Annotated in this window: 13 protein-coding genes and 1 pseudogene; 11 read left to right on the top strand and 3 right to left on the bottom strand. The window is 71.1% G+C overall.

From position 1 onward, the window contains the following. Window positions 1-49: 49 nt before the first annotated feature. Together dld and CFK38_RS16725 are read left to right on the top strand one after the other, a co-directional pair. Window positions 50-1,759: a D-lactate dehydrogenase gene (gene dld / locus CFK38_RS16735; protein ID WP_096804089.1), complete on the top strand. Its 1,710-nt coding sequence runs from the start codon at window positions 50-52 to the stop codon at window positions 1,757-1,759. Window positions 1,760-2,050: 291 nt separating this feature from the next. Then, window positions 2,051-2,992, top strand: coding sequence for an EndoS/ChiA family endoglycosidase (locus CFK38_RS16725; RefSeq protein ID WP_096804088.1), 942 nt, complete (start codon window positions 2,051-2,053; stop codon window positions 2,990-2,992). A gap of 5 nt (window positions 2,993-2,997) precedes the next feature. Here CFK38_RS16725 and CFK38_RS17680 read toward each other — a convergent pair whose 3' ends face one another. The 3 genes and pseudogenes from CFK38_RS17680 to CFK38_RS16710 form a co-directional block, all read right to left on the bottom strand. Next, complete coding sequence (locus CFK38_RS17680; RefSeq protein ID WP_157773521.1) at window positions 2,998-3,537, bottom strand: hypothetical protein; 540 nt, start codon at window positions 3,535-3,537, stop codon at window positions 2,998-3,000. Window positions 3,538-3,910: 373 nt separating this feature from the next. Beyond that, window positions 3,911-4,543 carry a hypothetical protein gene (locus CFK38_RS16715; RefSeq protein ID WP_096804087.1) on the bottom strand — a complete coding sequence of 211 codons (633 nt, stop codon included), beginning with the start codon at window positions 4,541-4,543 and terminating at the stop codon, window positions 3,911-3,913. 398 nt (window positions 4,544-4,941) lie between these two features. After that, window positions 4,942-5,325, bottom strand: a pseudogene (locus CFK38_RS16710) (MgtC/SapB family protein); the annotation flags it as partial. A gap of 278 nt (window positions 5,326-5,603) precedes the next feature. Here CFK38_RS16710 and CFK38_RS16705 point away from each other — a divergent pair. The 9 genes from CFK38_RS16705 (at window position 5,604) to CFK38_RS16670 (ending at window position 16,493) form a co-directional block, all read left to right on the top strand. Further along, entirely contained in the window at window positions 5,604-6,974 is a 1,371-nt protein-coding gene (locus CFK38_RS16705) for a CynX/NimT family MFS transporter (protein WP_096804086.1), read from the top strand. Between the two features lie 45 nt (window positions 6,975-7,019). Beyond that, the gene (locus tag CFK38_RS17230; RefSeq protein ID WP_157773520.1) at window positions 7,020-7,190 is read left to right on the top strand and encodes a hypothetical protein; all 171 of its coding nucleotides are present in this window, start codon (window positions 7,020-7,022) and stop codon (window positions 7,188-7,190) included. A gap of 410 nt (window positions 7,191-7,600) precedes the next feature. Beyond that, window positions 7,601-9,163, top strand: coding sequence for an arylsulfatase (locus CFK38_RS16700; RefSeq protein ID WP_096804085.1), 1,563 nt, complete (start codon window positions 7,601-7,603; stop codon window positions 9,161-9,163). A gap of 215 nt (window positions 9,164-9,378) precedes the next feature. Next, window positions 9,379-11,028 (top strand): TIGR04028 family ABC transporter substrate-binding protein, encoded by a 1,650-nt coding sequence (locus CFK38_RS16695; protein ID WP_096804084.1) that lies wholly within the window; start codon window positions 9,379-9,381, stop codon window positions 11,026-11,028. A gap of 7 nt (window positions 11,029-11,035) precedes the next feature. Further along, window positions 11,036-12,019, top strand: a complete 984-nt coding sequence (locus CFK38_RS16690; RefSeq protein WP_096804083.1) for an ABC transporter permease — start codon at window positions 11,036-11,038, stop codon at window positions 12,017-12,019. After that, window positions 12,016-12,879, top strand: a complete 864-nt coding sequence (locus tag CFK38_RS16685) for an ABC transporter permease (protein ID WP_096804082.1) — start codon at window positions 12,016-12,018, stop codon at window positions 12,877-12,879. Before CFK38_RS16690 ends, CFK38_RS16685 begins: the two co-directional genes overlap by 4 nt. Beyond that, entirely contained in the window at window positions 12,876-14,534 is a 1,659-nt protein-coding gene (locus tag CFK38_RS16680) for a dipeptide ABC transporter ATP-binding protein (protein ID WP_096804081.1), read from the top strand. Before CFK38_RS16685 ends, CFK38_RS16680 begins: the two co-directional genes overlap by 4 nt. A 504-nt stretch (window positions 14,535-15,038) precedes the next feature. After that, window positions 15,039-15,569, top strand: coding sequence for a Dps family protein (locus CFK38_RS16675; RefSeq protein WP_096804080.1), 531 nt, complete (start codon window positions 15,039-15,041; stop codon window positions 15,567-15,569). Between the two features lie 273 nt (window positions 15,570-15,842). Beyond that, window positions 15,843-16,493, top strand: coding sequence for a VOC family protein (locus CFK38_RS16670; protein ID WP_096804079.1), 651 nt, complete (start codon window positions 15,843-15,845; stop codon window positions 16,491-16,493). The last annotated feature ends 4 nt before the right edge of the window (window positions 16,494-16,497 follow it).

Raw genomic sequence — 16,497 nt, 5'->3', positions numbered from 1 at the left:
GAGCAGTCCCCGTCCCTACGCTCCACCCGAGAACAGGAAGAACTCACACATGCATGCACCGCGGAATCCCCGATCGTCGGGGGCCGTCCGGGCCTTCACCGAGATCATGGGGCGGGGGCACGTCCTCACCTCGGCGCGTGCCACGGCCCCGTACACCACCGGTGACCGCTTCGGGACGGGCGAGGTGCTCGCCGTGCTGCGGCCGGGCTCGCTGGTGGACATGTGGCGGGCCCTGCAGGTGTGCGTCGACCATGACCTCATCGTCATCACCCAGGCCGCCAACACCGGGCTCACGGGCGGATCCGTGCCCGGCGATCAGGACTACGACCGCGACATCGTCATCCTCTCCACGCGGCGGATCGACCAGATCCATCTGATCCACGACGCCCGCGAAGCGATCAGCCTGCCCGGTGCCACCCTCTTCGCGCTCGAGGAGATGCTCGCCCCGCACGGGCGCGAACCGCACTCGGTGATCGGCTCGACGTCGATCGGGGCGAGCGTCGTCGGCGGCATCGCGAACAACTCCGGCGGCACCCAGCTCCGCAAGGGCCCCGCGTACACGGAGCAGGCGCTCTTCGCCCGGGTCGACGAGCAGGGGCAGATCCACCTGGTGAACCACCTGGGCATCGACCTCGGCACCGACCCCACGCACCTCCTCGACCGGCTGCAGCGCGGCCAGTGGGAGGCCGCCGATGTCACCCCGCCGCCGCCGGACTCCACCGGCACCGCCTACGCCGACCACGTGCGCGAGCTGGCCGACACCCCGGCCCGCTTCAACGCGGACCCGACCTTCCTCCACGAGGCTTCCGGATGCGCGGGGAAGCTGATGGTGTTCGCCGTGCGCACCCGCACCTTCCCGCTCGAGCAGGACAAGGCCACGTTCTACATCGGCACGCACCGCCCCGCGGATCTCGAGGCGCTGCGGCGCACGTTCCTCGCCGCCGACGCTCCGCTGCCGATCTCCGGGGAGTACCTGAGCGCGCACGCCGTCGACCTGGCCCTGACGTATGGCAAGGACACGTACGTCTCCCTCAAGCACGCCGGCTCCCGCACCCTGGTGCGCATGTTCGCGCTGAAGAGCTGGGCGAACGGAGTGTTCGCGAAGCTGCCGGGCATGGGTCCGTCGGTCGCCGACGCGATCTCCCAGAAGCTGTTCTCCCTGGTGCCGGAGAAGATCCCGCCGCGGCTGGTCGGCTTCCGCGACCGGTACGCGCATCACCTGCTGCTGGTGGTCAGCGGCAGCCAGCGGGAGGCGACCGCACGCTTGCTCGAGGAGTTCTTCGCCGCCCCCGAGCACGAGGGAGCGTTCTTCGAGTGCGATGCCGAGGAGGCCGAGAGTGCCACGCTGATCCGCTTCGGCGTGGCCAGCGCCGCCAGCCGCTGCTTCGTCATGCACCGCGCCGAGGCCTCCGCCATGGTCACCTTCGACGTCGCCCTGCGCCGGGACGACGAGGACTGGCTGGAGCACCTGCCTGCGCACCTCGCCGACCAGCTGCTGGAGAGCGTCTACTTCGGGCACTTCTTCTGCCACGTGCTGCACCAGGACCATGTCGCGAAGAAGGGCGTGGACCCCGTCGCGCTGAAGAAGGAGATGACGGCCCTGCTCGAGAGTCGCGGCGCCGCCGTGCCCGCCGAGCACAACTACGGCCGCATCTATCCCGCGCCCGCGTCGATGGTGGAGCACTTCCGCCGGCTCGACCCGCTGAACATGTTCAACGCCGGGGTGGGGGAGACGTCGCCGCGGAAGGGGTGGGCGTGAGGACGGCGACCGTTCACGGGCACCGGGCTCAGCCCGGCCGGTGCTCCTGGGCTCGCTTGCCGGCGTAGTACGAGGCGTCGATCCCGTCGAGGCCGACGATCGAGAGCACCGCGTGATGGGCCACGCCATGGCGCGACCCGGCCTCCAGCAGATGACGGCTCGGGGTGCTGGGGTCGAGGCCGTCGGCGCCCGCGAGCGGAGCTTCACCTCGTGAGATCGACGTGCAAGGGTAGAGACTTACGCGTTTCAGTGATTGCGACAGTTCTTTCGACGATGAGGAGTTCCCCCGCCATGGACCGACGACAGTTCACCGCTGCGACCGCTGCTGTGGGGGCGGCGGCCGTGGCCGGCGCCGCGATCCCCGCCGCGGCCGACGAGCGCCCCGCCGCGCCGCAGGAGCCGACCGGACCGCAGTACTTCGGCTACTACCGGGTGTGGAACGACACCGCCGCGAAGGACTCCGTGGGCCGCACCTCGATGGCGCAGATCCCGCCGGAGGTCGATCTGGTCTTCGCCTTCGCCGGCGTGACCGCGCAGGACGAGGGCGCGTTCCCCACGGTGCTCAGCAACGGGTACGTCCGCGCCCTGCACGCGAAGGGCACGAGGGTGATCGGCACCGTCTTCGTGGACGAGCTGCTGGACCCCGAGTCCCCGAACACCGACGAGGGACACCGGCAGCTCGCCGAGCACCTCGTGGAGACCTACGTGACCGATCTGGGCCTGGACGGGCTGGACATCGACGTGGAGCGCGACTTCACCGACGAGGAGCTGGAGCGGGCCAGCGGCGTGTTCACGCACCTCAGCACCCTACTGGGCCCGCGATCGGGCACCTCGCAGCTGCTCATCTACGACACCAACCAGGACGGCGACACCGCCCTGTTCGCCCACGCCGCGGACCTCGTGGACTACGTGCTGGTGCAGTCCTACGGACGGGCCCTCGACGGCCTGCAGGCCACGTGGGAGACCTACCAGGGGCTCATCGACCCCTCGCAGTACTTCATCGGCTTCTCCTTCTACGAGGAGCGCGGCGCCACCTGGGGTGACGTGGACCAGCCGATCGAGACCAGCCGCGCCTTCGCCTACGCGCAGTGGCAGCCCGACGGGGCCCGCAAGGGCGGGATCTTCTGCTACGCCCTGGACCGTGACGGCGTGGAGGAGGGGGACGACGAGATGCAGCCCACCGACTACTCCTGGTCGAAGGCGCTCAAGGAGGTGATGGTCGGGGAGGCCTGAGGCGCTCAGCCGTCGGACCGCGAGAACCGGTTCGTCATCCGGGTGATCACGGTGAACAGCACCGAACCCAGCAGCGTCTCGGTCGCCTCCCGGATCTGCTCGGCGATCGCGGTGTTCGCTGCGGTCAGCAGGGCCGGGACGTCCTCTGCGGAGCCGGCCCCGCCAGCCGTCTCGTCGGCCGCGCGCACCGCCGCGTGGCCGAGCGCGAGGGTCCTCTGCTGGTAGCGCTCGATGGCGGGGATGGTCTTGCCGACGCCCGGCTCGTCGGCCAGTAGGAACTGCCGCCCACCGGCCGCGGCGCGTTCCGCGATCGCATCGGCAGCCTCGTACTGGTTCTGGCGCGGCTCGAGATCGTCAGCCGGTTCGGGAACGGGCGTCGGAACGTCGGGGTTGAGGGTGTTCGCGAGGAATCGGCCGAAGGTGTGCGGCCCGGGTGCGTAGGGCGCGAGATGCTCGGGCAGGGTGCGCCCGACGTACAAGTGCATCATGACGGCGGGATGCCAGGCGGCGCCCTCGACCTGGGTCCCGTACGGGACGTCGAGCACCCACAGCTGCTCGCCCGGCCCGGCGAACGGCAGCGGCCGCTGCGACTGCCCCGATCCCTTCCGGCGCGGGGACCGGCGGCCACGGCTAGGGTGCCCAGAATCTTTCAGGCAGCCAGATCCAGCCCTCCCCAGCGGCCAGGTCTGCGAGCTCCGGAGGCGGTGGCGCCGCACGCCCGAGGTCGACGTCGCGGGCGACGCCTGCCGCGATCAGCGCGTCCAACGCGTTGTCGTCGTCGGTGCACGCGCCCTTCGTGCCCTTGACTGTGTGACCTTCCAGCTGCCAGGCGACGAGTACGGTGCAAGGGTCTGACCCTCGGCGCCGCGGTGCGGCGTGGATGCCGCGGGTAGCCCGCAGCCACCCCGCGCCTAGCTCTCAGAGCACCTCTGCCTCGATGACCTCGAAGTACGGAACGGTCGTGTAGCCGCCGAGGCTGTTGTAGCTCTCCCCGCCCTGGAGCACGACCGTCAGCTTCACCTCGTCGTCAGCGACGACATCGTCCAGCTCGGGGCATTCGGATTCCCCGTCACCGCTGAATGCGAGGGAGTTGTGCTCATACTCGTACCACGCCGATTTTTCTTCGGCGGCGACGCTCACGCGCATCCGGCAGGGTCCCGAGTCGGCATCGAACTGCGTGACGTAGCCGTAGAGGACCAGAGTCTCTCCCGCATGCGCATCGGGGTCCTTGGTGATGTTCGCGAGCTCGCGCCCGTCGATCTCGACGAAGTCCTCGGGAGCGTGAGAGGCGGCGGCGACCTCGGGTCCAGCATCAGGGGCGGAGCTGGAGCTCCCGAGCAGGGCGATGACGAAGATGCTCGTGGTGACCAACGATGTCAGGGCCGCGATCGTCGAGAGCACGATGCCGGTGACCGCGAGCCCACGGAGAGTCGGCTTGCGGACCGCAAGGATCGAGAGCAGCAAGCCGACGAGGCCCAGAACGAGGCCGACGAACGGGATCCAGCCGCAGAGGAACGCCACGATCCCTACGATGAAGCCGATGATCGCCAACGCCCCGGAGGGTTGTGGGCCCGGCTGCAGGTGGACAGATTGCATCTGCGGGGCTGATCCCCAAGCGGGTCCGGCATGACCGTCGGGATGGGAGTAGGTCACGGCAGTGTCCTTTCGGGAAACATGACTCAGATGCCGGTACTACGTTAGGTCGCATTTGGTTACGAAACGGAAACTTTCTCTCGTGATTCGCGTGCTGTTGTACTTTTGGGACATCGCCGAGAATTCTGCGTGTCGAGCCGGAACAGGGTACGGCGGAGGGCCGTCGAGCGTCGTCGACAGTCAGACGGACGTATCTATGTGGCGCTTCAGCGTTGAGTGTGGGGTGAGGTGCCGAGGCCTCCGGTGCTGAGGAGCATCCGGCGGCGGCTGTTCTCGATCGTGCTGGAGAACCGTGCCGACGTCGCGATGGCGAGGATCTCCCGCAGCACCCCGGCGCCGCAGGCCATGCCCACGGCGGCGGAGACCCAGATCGTCGCCGCGGTGGTCAGGCCCCGCACCACCGTGCGGCCCTCGAAGATCACGCCAGCACCGAGGAAGCCGATGCCGGAGACGATCTGCGCGGCGATGCGCGAGGGGTCCAGGATCACCTCGTCGCGGAGCACCATGGAGAAGCCGTAGGCGGAGACCGGGGTGAAGGTGCACGAGTCGAGCTCGACGAGCACGTGCGTGCGGTACCCGGCGGCCTTCCGCCGGAGCCGGCGCTCTATCCCCAGCAGGGAGCAGAGCACGAAGGTGGCCACCAGCAGCTCGATCCCGACGAGGCTGGAGTTCGTGAGGATTCCGACGAGCGGTTCCCTGTGATCGGTGCCTTCGTGAGCTCCCTGGCACTTCGACGGACGGGCTCCTCAGGGCGCCGCACCTGCACCGGCGTGTCGCGGCCGTGCTCAGGGCGGGCCGTGCACGCCCTTGGGTACCGCGGATCTGGACATCGGGGCCCGCCGACCGTCGTGCGAGAGAGGATGAGAGCTTCTCACCGTTCCGCACCCAGGCGGTCCGTCCGGCACCAGCCGGCGTGCCCGGTGCTCCACGTCACCCACCCCTCGATCGGCAAGGCCCCATGATCTCTCGCTCCACCGACACCGCCACGAGGGAGACGTTCCCTGCTCCCGGCGGTGAACCCCCGGCGCTCTCGGAGGCCGGCGAGCCCCCCGGGGCGTCGCGGGGCAGGTGGGCGCTGCTGCTGCTCGGGATCGGGCTGATCCTGATCGGGCTGAACCTGCGCGTCGGGGTCGCTGCGATCGGGCCGGTGATCGGCGACATCCGTGCCTCGCTCGGCCTGTCGGCGACCACGGTGAGCCTGCTGACCACGATCCCGGTCGTGGTGTTCGGCGCGTTCGCGTTCCTCACCCCGGGCCTGACGCGGCGGCTCGGGATGCACCGCCTCCTCGGGGTGGTGCTGCTCGTCCTGGCGGCGGGGATCCTGCTGCGGCTGCAGCCGAGCATGCCGGCCCTGTTCGCCGGAACGGTGCTCGTCGGCGCCGCCATCGCGGTCGGCAACGTCGTGATGCCGGCGGCGATCAAGCAGGACTTCTCCCATCGGGTCGGGGTGATGATGGGCCTGTACACGATGGCGCTGTTCGTCGGCGCGGCCTTCGCCTCGGGGCTGACGGCGCCGCTGCTGCCCGTGCTCGGAGGGAGCTGGCGTGCGGCTCTCGCCATCTGGGCGGTGCCCGCGCTGCTCGCCCTGGCCGTATGGGTGCCGCAGTTGCGACGCGCGCCGGGACGGATGAAGGCCGGCCGATCGGTCGCCGGTGCGCCGAGCGAGCACGGGGAGCCGCTGTTCCGGTCGATCCTCACCGACCCGGTCGCGATCGCGGTGACCGGGTTCATGGGTCTGCAGAGCCTGAGCTACTACACGACGGTGACGTGGGTGCCCACCATCCTGCAGGACGCGGGGATGGAGGTGAGCGCCGCCGGGGCGATGATCGCCTACTCCGCGTTCCCCGCCGCCGTCGCCGCCCTGGTCTCGCCGGCGCTGGCGGCGCGGACGCGCCCGGCCTGGTTGCCGCCGGTTCTGGCCGTGCTGCTTCTCGGCGCCGCCTATCTCGGGCTGATCGTCTCCGCCGCGAACGGAGCCTTGGTGTGGATGACGCTGCTCGGGCTGGGGCTCGGGGCATCGATCAGCCTCTCGCTCACGTACATCGTGTGGCGATCGCCGACCGCGCACCTCACCGGGCACCTCTCGACGATGTCGCAGGGCTTCGGCTACCTGATCGCCGGGCTCGGTCCCCTCGGTGTCGGCGCGCTCCACAGCCTCACCGGGAGCTGGACCGTGCCGTTGGCCGTGCTCGGCGCGATCCTGATCCTCCAGCTGTTCTTCGGGGTCGTCGCGAGCCGCCCGATGCACATCCGTGCCCGCGGTGCGCACGGTGTCGAGGCTGCGGAGCGGGAGGCGGGCGAGGAGTGCAGCTCGCGCTGGTCAGGCTGATGTGCATATCCTGACCGCACAGGACCACGGCAGGGAGGCATCGTCATGACCGCTCGATCCGAGAATCCTCACCACGAGCCGTTCCCCGGCCCCGGTGGGCCGCCCGTCCCCGCGCTCGAGGAGGACGAGTCGGCCGCGCCTCGCCCGGAGGAGGAGATCGCGGATCAGCTGCGGTCCGAGCCCGATGCGGACGCCCGCCCCGAAGGCGACGCCTGACGCGCACCGCGCAGGCGGAGCAGGATCCCTCGCGCGGCGCCGTGGCCCGCAACCTCGCCGCCGAGATCCCGCTCCGCGCGACATCGTCAAGGCGCCCGACGGCCACATCGGTCGCCAGGTCGTCGTCCACGGCCGGATCGCGACGAGGTGACCCTGAGGGTCACGATCGGCGAGCATCAGCGACGACACCCAGATCGGTGGCAGCACCACCGTCTCGGCCCACCTGATCGGCGACGCCGAGCTGATCGGGGGCCGGCGTCGCCGCCTACCGCGGATCGACAAGACCCGACCGCTTCCCTTCCCGCACCCGTGACGATGCTCCGGCCGTACATTGAGGCCGTCCGACCGGGCCGCTGGCCGCAGGGGATCCGTGCAGCACGGCTCCCAAGAATCTCTGAGGAAAGTGCATCATGACCGCTCGACCCCACATCGTCATCATCCTGGCCGACGATCTCGGCTTCTCCGACATCGCACCGTTCGGCGGCGAGATCGACACCCCGCACCTCACCCGGCTCTCCGACCGCGGCATCCGCATGAGCTCCTACTACGTGACACCCCGCTGCAGCCCCTCCCGCGCCGCCCTGATGACCGGCCAGAACCCGCACAGCGTCGGGATCGGCGTGCTCACCACCGACAACCGCCCGCACGGCTACCCCGGCTCCCTCTCCACCGAGGTGCCCACGATCGCCGAGTGCCTCTCGGGGCGCGGGTACGCCTGCGGACTCTTCGGCAAATGGCATCTGAGCAGCGATATCGAGAACCCCGGCGAGACCTGGCCGACCCGGCGCGGGTTCGACGAGTTCCATGGCATCCTCCAGGGCTCCTCGGGATACTTCCGGCCCCGGCTCATGGACGGCGAGGAGCGCGTGGACGAGCAGGAGCTGCCGGAGGACTTCCACCTCACCGACCATGTCACCCAGCGGGCGGTCGATTTCATCCGCCGCCAGGGCGAGGCCGAGGTCCCCTTCCTCGCGATGCTCACCTATACCGCCCCGCATTGGCCGCTGCACGCCCGCGAGCAGGAGATCGCGAAGTACCGCGAGCGCTACGCAGAGGGCTGGGACGGGATGCGTCAGCGGCGGCTCGACGGGCTCCACCGGGAGGGCCTGTACAGCGAGATCCATGACGTCGCCGCCGGTCAGGACCTCCCGGAGTGGGGCGAGCATGCCCGGTGGGAGAGCGAGCGCATGGCGGTCTATGCCGCCCAGGTCGAGGCGATGGACCGCGGGATCGGTGCGGTGCTGGACTCGCTCGAGGAGACCGGGGTCGCCGAGGACACCCTGGTGCTGTTCTTCTCGGACAACGGCGGGTGCGCCGAGGAGCTCCCGACGGACAACCCGCACTTCCCGCGGACGACGGAGCCCCGCACCACCCGCGCCGGAGACCCGGTGCGCTTCGGGAACGATCCGGCGATCATGCCCGGCCCGGCGGACACCTTCCAGAGCTACGGCGTCAACTGGGCCACCGTCTCCAACACCCCGTTCCGGAAGTGGAAGAGCTGGGTCCATGAAGGCGGGATCTCCACCCCGTTCCTGGCCTCCTGGCCCGCCGGGGGGATCCCCGCCGGCGGCGCCGTGAGCCCCGACCTGGGTCACGTCACGGACATCCTGCCCACCGTCCTCGAGATCGTCGGCGCCGACCCCATCGGGGCGGGGCGGAGCCTGCTGGACTCCTGGCGGCACCCCGAGGCGACGGGCCCGGAGCGGACGCTGTGCTGGGAGCACATCGGGAACGCCGCCGTCCGTCGGGGCGGCTGGAAGCTGGTGCGTGAATGGGGCAGCCCGTGGGAGCTCTACGACCTCACCACAGACCGCATCGAGGCCCACGACCTCGCCCAGCAGCACCCGGAGCTGGTCGCCGAGCTCGAGCAGATCTATGCCCGGTGGTGCGAGGAGCAGGGCGTCATCGACTGGCAGGACGTCCTGGACGATCACGCCCAAAGAGGACTGGGGCCCGGGCGGGCGACGTCGTGAGCTGAGGGCGGACGGTGCTCGCAGTGCTCGCCCGATCCCGGGCGGGCCCGCCGGGTCCGGCGCCGACGTGAACGGCCCCGGGGGAGGCCCCGCCACACGGGCCATATGTCACGCTATGAACTCCGCATAGGAAAACTTTGGGCTTGGTGGTCTACTGGGGATCGCGGCCAGCCGCCGTGATCCTCCGTCCGCTCCACCCCCTTGGGAGTTCCTCCATGGCGTCCTTCACCCGTCGGTCCGCACTCGCTCTCGGCATCTCGATGCCGGCTCTGGCCACCCTCGCGGCATGCGGTGCCAGCAGCAGCGGTGCACCGGCCGACGGCACCCCGGTCACCGGCGGCACCCTCACCTATCTGGAGCCGCAGACCTGGACCACGCTGTACCCGCCATCGGCCGGCTTCTACCCCAACGGCGGGATCGTCAACAACATCACCGACCGCCTGCTGCGCCAGGATCCCGAGACCCTCGAGCTGGAGCCGTGGATCGCCACCGCGCTGCCCGAGGTCAACGAGGACGCCACCGAGTACACCTTCACCCTGCGCGAGGACGTCACCTACTCCGACGGCACCCCGCTGGACGCAGAGAACGTGGTCAAGAACATCGACCTCTTCGGCACCGGCGATGCCGCGCGCGCTCTGACCGTCTCCGAGGCGATCAACAACTACGACCACGGCGAGGTCCTCGACCCCGTCACCGTCCGCTTCCACTTCACCGCCCCCGCGCCCGGTTTCGCCCAGGCCGTCTCCACCATCAACTCGGGCCTGCTCTCCTCCGCGACGCTGGACCGCGACGGGCAGCAGTTCGGTCCCGGCAACGCCGCGGAGATCATCGGCTCCGGCCCCTTCGTGATCGCCGAGGAGCAGATCGGCACCCGGATCTCGCTCACCGTGCGCGAGGACTACGCCTGGGCGCCCGCCTCCCTGCAGCACTCCGGCCGCGCCCATCTGGACGGGATCGACATCCTCGTCGCCGCCGAGGACAGCGTGCGCGTGGGCACCGTCACCTCGGGACAGGCCCACCTGGCCCGTCAGATCGAAGCCCCTGACGAGCCCCGGTTCGCGGCCGAGGGCCTCTCGCTGCACGCCGCCGCCACCAACGGCGTGAACAACGGCCTGAACTTCCGCTTCCGCGACCCCGCTCTCGAGGACCTCCGCACCCGGCAGGCCCTGATCGCCGCGATCGATCGGCAGGCGATCGTCGACACCCTGTTCACCGAGAACTATCCGCTGGCCACCGGAGCCCTGGCCGCCACCGCGCTCGGGCACGCGGACACCTCCGAGCACTACGTCCACGACCCCGAGCTCGCCGCCTCGCTGCTCGATCAGGCCGGCTGGGTCGTCGGGGCCGACGGCATCCGCGCGAAGGACGGCCGGACGCTCACCCTCACCGTCAACGAGGCGCTCCCGCAGCCCCGCTCGAAGGAGGTCGTCACCATGCTCCAGGAGCAGCTGGCCGCGCTCGGGGTCGACGTGCAGCTGCTGCCCGGCGACCAGGCCGCCCAGAACGCCGCGCGCGCCGAGCCCGGGACGGTGCAGATGTACCACTCGATGGTGGGACGCGCCGACTTCGACGTGCTGAAGTCCCAGTACGCCTCGGAGAACCGCAACGTGCTGCTGAACACCGAACCCGACGGCAGCGTGGGCGATCCCGAGCTCGACGAGCTGCTGGCCGCGATCGCCTCCACCCCGGGGACGGAGGGCCGCACCGAGGCCTCGGCCGCCGCCCAGGCACATCTCGCCGAGCAGGCGTACATCCTGCCCCTGTTCGAGGAGCCGCAGGTCTTCGGATATACCGAGGCACTGCAGGGCTTCGCCACCGAGTCCGTGGGCCGGCCCAGCTTCTTTGACGCCTGGCTGAAGGGGTGAGGCCCCGATGCGCTACCTCCTGCGCCGCATCGGCGGTGCCGCAGTGGTCCTCTCCCTGGCCTTCATCGCTGCGTACGTGATGCTCACAGCCCTGCCGGGGGATGCGGTGCTGGCTCGCTACGGCAGCCCCGACCTGGGGCTGAGCGCCGCAGAGCTCGCGGAGATCCGCGCCGCCTACGGGGCGGACCGTCCCGCGCTCGTGCAGTTCCTCGAGACGGTCACCTCCTTCCTGCGCGGGGATCTCGGCTACTCCGTGCAGACCGGCGCGGCGGTCTCCGCGCTGTTGGCCGCGGCGCTCCCCTCCACGCTGGCCCTGGCCTCCCTGGGGCTGCTGGTCGCGGTGACTGTCGCCGTGGTGATCGCCGTCGTCGCCACCCACGGCGGTCTGCGCCACCTGGGTGCCACCCGCGCCCTGCGCAGCGCTCTGCGGGGCCTGCCGCCGCTGATGGTCTCGCTGCCGGTGTTCTGGATCGGGATCGTGCTGCTGCAGGTGTTCTCCTTCCGGCTGGGACTGGTGCCGGTGCTGAACGCGAGCCCGCTGCAGTCGTTGATCCTGCCGGTGCTCACGCTCGCGATCCCGATCGCGGCCCCGCTGGCCCAGGTGCTGATCCGCTCGATCGACGAGGTCTCCGCCGAGCCCTTCGTCGCCGTGGCCCGTGCTCGTGGCGCCTCGACCCGGTGGCTGCTGACGCGCAGCGTCGCCCGCAACGCCACGCTGCCGGCTCTGACCATGGCCGGACTGCTGTTCGGGGAGCTGGTGAGCGGCGCGGTCGTGACCGAGACCGTCTTCGGCAGGATGGGCGTCGGCCTGGTGACGGCTCAGGCGGTCGCCGCCCGCGACACCCCGGTGCTGATGGCGGTGGTGGTGCTCTCCGCCGTGGTGTTCGTGGTGATCAACCTCGTCGTGGACCTCCTCTACCCGGTGCTGGATCCCCGGCTCCGCTCCTCGACCGCCGCCCCGACCCGCCGCGAGGCGGTGGCGGCCCGATGAGCACCGTGACCCTCACCGACGGCGCCCGCGCGCGCACCGGTCAGCGGGCCCGGCGGGCTCGCCGCCCGGCCCTGCGCCCCACGGTGGTGCTCTCCGCCCTGGTGCTGCTGCTCGCCCTCGTCTGGGCGCTGGCGCCGGGTCTGTTCACCGGGTACAGCCCCACCGCCTCGAGCACCGAGGCGCTCCGATCCCCGAGCGTCGTGCACTGGTTCGGCACCGACGCGACCGGCCGCGACGTCTTCGCCCGGGTGGTCCACGGCGCCTCCCACTCGATCACCGCCGCACTGATCGCCGTCGCCGTCGGCCTGGTGGCCGGCACCACGATCGGGGCGATCGCCGGGACCGTCGGCGGCGCCGTCGAGGAGACGCTGATGCGGGGGGTGGACGTGCTGCTGGCCATCCCCGGCCTGCTGCTGTCGCTGTCGGTGGTGATCCTGCTGGGCTTCGGCACCACCAACGCGGCGATCGCCGTGGGCATCACCTCGATCGCGACCTTCGCGCGATTGTCCCGCTCCCGGGTGATCGCGGTGCGGCGCAGCGAGTACGTCGAGGCCGCCCTCGGCTCCGGCGGGACCCTGCCGAGCATCCTGTGGCGCCACATCCTGCCCAACTCCGCAGCCCCCGTCACCGCGCTCGCCGCGCTGCAGCTGGGCTCGGCGATCCTGCAGATCTCCACCCTCGGGTTCCTCGGCTACGGCGCACCGCCGCCCACCCCCGAATGGGGGCTGCTGATCGCCGAGGGCCGCGACTACGTCGCCACCGCCTGGTGGCTGACCCTGCTGCCCGGCCTGGTGGTGGCCGCAGTGGTCCTGTCCACCAACCGCCTCAGCACGGCCATCGGAAAGGGGGAGCAGGCATGAGCGTCCCGCCCCTGCTGGAGATCACGGACCTGTCCCTCACCTACCGCACCCGCCGGACCGCCGTCGACGCGGTGCGCGGCATCGACCTGAGTGTCGCGCGCGGCCAGGTCACCGCACTGGTCGGGGAGTCCGGGTCCGGGAAGTCCTCCGTCGCCCAGGCCGCGATCGGGCTGCTGCCCGAGAACGGCCGCGTCACCGGCGGTTCCATCGAGCTCAGGGGGCCCGACGGCTCGCGCCAGGACCTGGTGGGTCTTCCCGAGCACGCCTGGCGCGGACTGCGGGGCACCCGCATCGGCCTGATCCCGCAGGACCCCACCAGCTCCCTGGACCCGGTGCGGACCATCGGGGCGAGCGTGGCCGAACCGCTGCGGATCCACGGCTGGCGCGACCGGGCGCGGATCACCGCTCGCGTGCACGAGCTGCTGGACCGGGTCGGTCTGGACCACCCCGCCCTGAGGGCCCGCCAATATCCTCATGAGCTCTCCGGCGGGATGCGTCAACGGGTTCTGATCGCGGCCGCCCTGGCCCTGGACCCCGATCTGCTGATCGCCGACGAGCCCACCAGCGCGCTGGACGTCACCGTCCAGGCCACCGTGCTGGACCTCATCGACGAGCTGCGCGATGCCACGGGTGCGGGAGTCCTGCTGATCACCCACGACCTCGCCGTCGCCGCCGACCGCGCCGACCAGCTGGTGGTGATGCGCGGCGGACGGATCGAGGAATCCGGGCCCGGTGCCGCGGTGCTCGCTGCGCCGACGGCCGACTTTACCCGCACCCTGCTGCACGACGCCCCCTCGCTGCGCCAGGTGGTGGACCGCAGCCCCCACCGCCCCGCGCCCGGGCAGGCACCCCTGGTGCGGGTGCGCGAGCTGCGCCAGGAGTTCCCCCGGCCCGGCAGCGACCCCTTCGTCGCGGTCGAGGGGATCTGCTTCGACATCACCCCCGGCACCACCCACGCCCTGGTGGGGGAGTCCGGCTCCGGCAAGACCACCACCGGCCGGGCGATCGCCGGATTCCGCCGCCCCACGGCCGGCAGCATCGAGGTGGCCGGCACCGAGGTGACCGCGCTCGGCGGGAGGGCGCTGCGCGACTTCCGCTCCACCGTGCAGCTGGTCCACCAGAACCCCTTCGGCTCCCTCGACCCGCGACAGAGCATCGCCGCGATCCTCGAGGAGCCGCTGCGCAACACCCGCCGCGGCACCCGGTCCCAGCGCCGCTCGGCCGCGCTGCACCACCTCGAGCTGGTCTCCCTGCCCCCGACGGTCGCGAGCCGGCGCCCCCGGGAGCTCTCCGGCGGGCAGCGCCAGCGCGTCGCGATCGCCCGCGCACTGATCCTGCAGCCCGAGCTGGTGGTCCTCGACGAGGCGGTCTCCGCCCTGGACGTGACGGTGCAGGCACAGATCCTGCGCCTGCTGGCCCGCCTGCAGGACGAGCTGGGGCTGACCTACCTGCTGATCTCGCATGATCTCGCCGTGGTGCGGCAGGTCGCCGACACCGTCTCGGTGCTGCGTCGCGGCCGGCAGGTCGAGGCCGGTCCTGTGCAGCAGGTGCTCGAGGACCCCCACCACGAGTACACCCGGGCGCTGCTGGCCGCGATCCCCGGCGCAGGCCGACAGGCTGCCCAGCTCCGCCCCGACACGGTCCCCGCCTCATGACCGGATGCTCGGTCTCCACGGCGTCGAACTGCAACCCTCGGTGACCTTGAGTTGACGTCAGCTATCTACAGTTCACTGAGGAGGTCCGATGGGCATCCATGGCACCTGGCGCACTGGTCATCAGGCGCCGGACTTCCGCGGTGCCCCCTCGTCGGCGCGTCGAGGAGGCACCTTCGCCTACTACCTGCCGGCTCTCGCCGCGAGATCCTCACCCCGGGATCCGGGAGGTATCGCCGCTCGGAGTTCTTCCAGGCGAACGACGTCCTGCAGCTGCTGGACCGGGAGAGCTGAACGGAAAAGCTGTGCGTCCCTGCCCGCAGCGGGCAGCTGGCGATCGTGAGCTCGGGGTGCCGGCTCGCGCGCCACCGGCCCAGACCGTCGCGGTCGGCCCCGACTCCACGATCTTCCCCCGCCTCGACCATTCGTCCCGGAACGTTGCCGCGCCCGACGGTGCTCGTTAGCGTGGGGAGCGACCGAGCAGTTCATCGACCAGGAGGAGCTCTCATGAACGAGACCGTTGCAGTCCCCGCATCCGCCGGCGCGAAGCGCACGAAGAAGGAGAACGCCGAGAGCGGCTTCCTCGCCCCGGCGGCGCTGGCCAAGAATCTCCAGGCCGTCCTCGTGGATCTCACCGCGCTGCATCTGGTGGGCAAGCAGGCGCACTGGAACATCGTGGGCCCGAACTTCCGGGATCTGCACCTGAACCTCGATGAGGTCGTCGACATCGCCCGGGCGAGCGCGGACGACGTCGCCGAGCGGATGCGCGCCCTCCACGCGACGCCCGATGCCCGGCCGGCCGTCGTCGCCGAGCAGACCGCCCTGCCGGAGTTCCCGCAGGGCGAGGTGCACACCCACGACGCGATCGACCTGATGACCTCGGCGATCGAGAAGACGGTGGGCACCATGCGCACCGTCCATGACGAGGTCGACGACGCCGATCCCACCTCGGCGGACATCCTCCACGGCATCCTCGAGAAGCTCGAGCAGCAGGCCTGGTTCATCAGCGCGGAGACCCGCACCCCGCAGCAGCGCTGACCCGCGCTCCCGACGGCGGTGGCCGGGCGGCGGATGCTCGCCGCCCCGCCCGTCGTCGGGGCGGCCCGTGCTCCCTGCGGCCGCCGAGGAGGCCCGGAGCGATGCCGCCGCCGCGGTCGCCCGGTCAGGGGCGCGAGGGCGGTGGCTCCGAGCGGGTACCGTCGACCCCATCCATGGCGGTGCCCCGAAATCCGAGCCTGCATGCCGCCGGCTCGGCGCGAGCACCGCCCTCCCTGTGCATCCCGAGGCCCCGATCTCGGACGAAGGAGCGCCATGAGCGTCCCCCATCTGCTCGACCACATCGTCATCGCCGGCCCCGATCTGGCCGAGACCGTGGACTGGTTCCGCGAGCTCACCGGCGTCACCGCCGCTCCCGGCGGCGCCCATCCCACCGGCACCGCCAATGCTCTGGTCGCTCTGACCGTCAACGGCGAGCCGCGCCCGCACTACCTCGAGCTGATCGGCCCCGACCCCGCGCGCGAGGGCGAGGAGCTGCCGAAGACCTTCAGCATCAACCGGTTGAAGAAGCCCACCCTGATCACCTACGCCGTGCACCCCCAGGGGATCGATCAGGTCGTCGAGCGTGCCCGCGCCGAGGGCTTCGACCCCGGTGATGTGCAGGACCTCTCCCGTCGCACCCCGGACGGCACGGAGCTCTCGTGGCGGCTCACCCAGGCGCAGGCCCCGCGCAACTACGGCGTGCCCTTCCTCATCGACTGGGGCGAGACCACCCAGCCGGGGCTGGGGGACCTGCCCTCGATCGAACTGGTCTCCTTCGAGCGCATCGAGGTGAACCCCGGCCCGCAGCAGAAGGCCACCGACGCGCTCGGCCTGGGCGACGGGGTCGCGGCGATCCGCGAGGCGCAGGGCTCCCGGTTCGTGCTGCAGCTGCGCACCGAGGACGGGCGCGAGATCCAGATCTGAGCAG

The sequence above is a fragment of the Brachybacterium vulturis genome (genome assembly GCF_002407185.1).
Lineage (GTDB): Bacteria > Actinomycetota > Actinomycetes > Actinomycetales > Dermabacteraceae > Brachybacterium > Brachybacterium vulturis.
The sequence above is the reverse complement of the archived record's forward strand: the minus strand, read 5'-3'. Positions and strand labels throughout refer to the sequence as shown.

What these genes read in the sequence shown, in the direction of transcription:
- CFK38_RS16695 (WP_096804084.1), top strand. Translation starts at nt 9,379, where the DNA reads ATGGCGTCCTTCACCCGTCGGTCCGCACTCGCTCTCGGCATCTCGATG.
- CFK38_RS16700 (WP_096804085.1), top strand. Translation starts at nt 7,601, where the DNA reads ATGACCGCTCGACCCCACATCGTCATCATCCTGGCCGACGATCTCGGC.
- CFK38_RS16675 (WP_096804080.1), top strand. Translation starts at nt 15,039, where the DNA reads ATGAACGAGACCGTTGCAGTCCCCGCATCCGCCGGCGCGAAGCGCACG.
- CFK38_RS16685 (WP_096804082.1), top strand. Translation starts at nt 12,016, where the DNA reads ATGAGCACCGTGACCCTCACCGACGGCGCCCGCGCGCGCACCGGTCAG.
- CFK38_RS16725 (WP_096804088.1), top strand. Translation starts at nt 2,051, where the DNA reads ATGGACCGACGACAGTTCACCGCTGCGACCGCTGCTGTGGGGGCGGCG.
- CFK38_RS16705 (WP_096804086.1), top strand. Translation starts at nt 5,604, where the DNA reads ATGATCTCTCGCTCCACCGACACCGCCACGAGGGAGACGTTCCCTGCT.
- CFK38_RS16670 (WP_096804079.1), top strand. Translation starts at nt 15,843, where the DNA reads ATGAGCGTCCCCCATCTGCTCGACCACATCGTCATCGCCGGCCCCGAT.
- dld (WP_096804089.1), top strand. Translation starts at nt 50, where the DNA reads ATGCATGCACCGCGGAATCCCCGATCGTCGGGGGCCGTCCGGGCCTTC.
- CFK38_RS16680 (WP_096804081.1), top strand. Translation starts at nt 12,876, where the DNA reads ATGAGCGTCCCGCCCCTGCTGGAGATCACGGACCTGTCCCTCACCTAC.
- CFK38_RS16690 (WP_096804083.1), top strand. Translation starts at nt 11,036, where the DNA reads ATGCGCTACCTCCTGCGCCGCATCGGCGGTGCCGCAGTGGTCCTCTCC.
- CFK38_RS17230 (WP_157773520.1), top strand. Translation starts at nt 7,020, where the DNA reads ATGACCGCTCGATCCGAGAATCCTCACCACGAGCCGTTCCCCGGCCCC.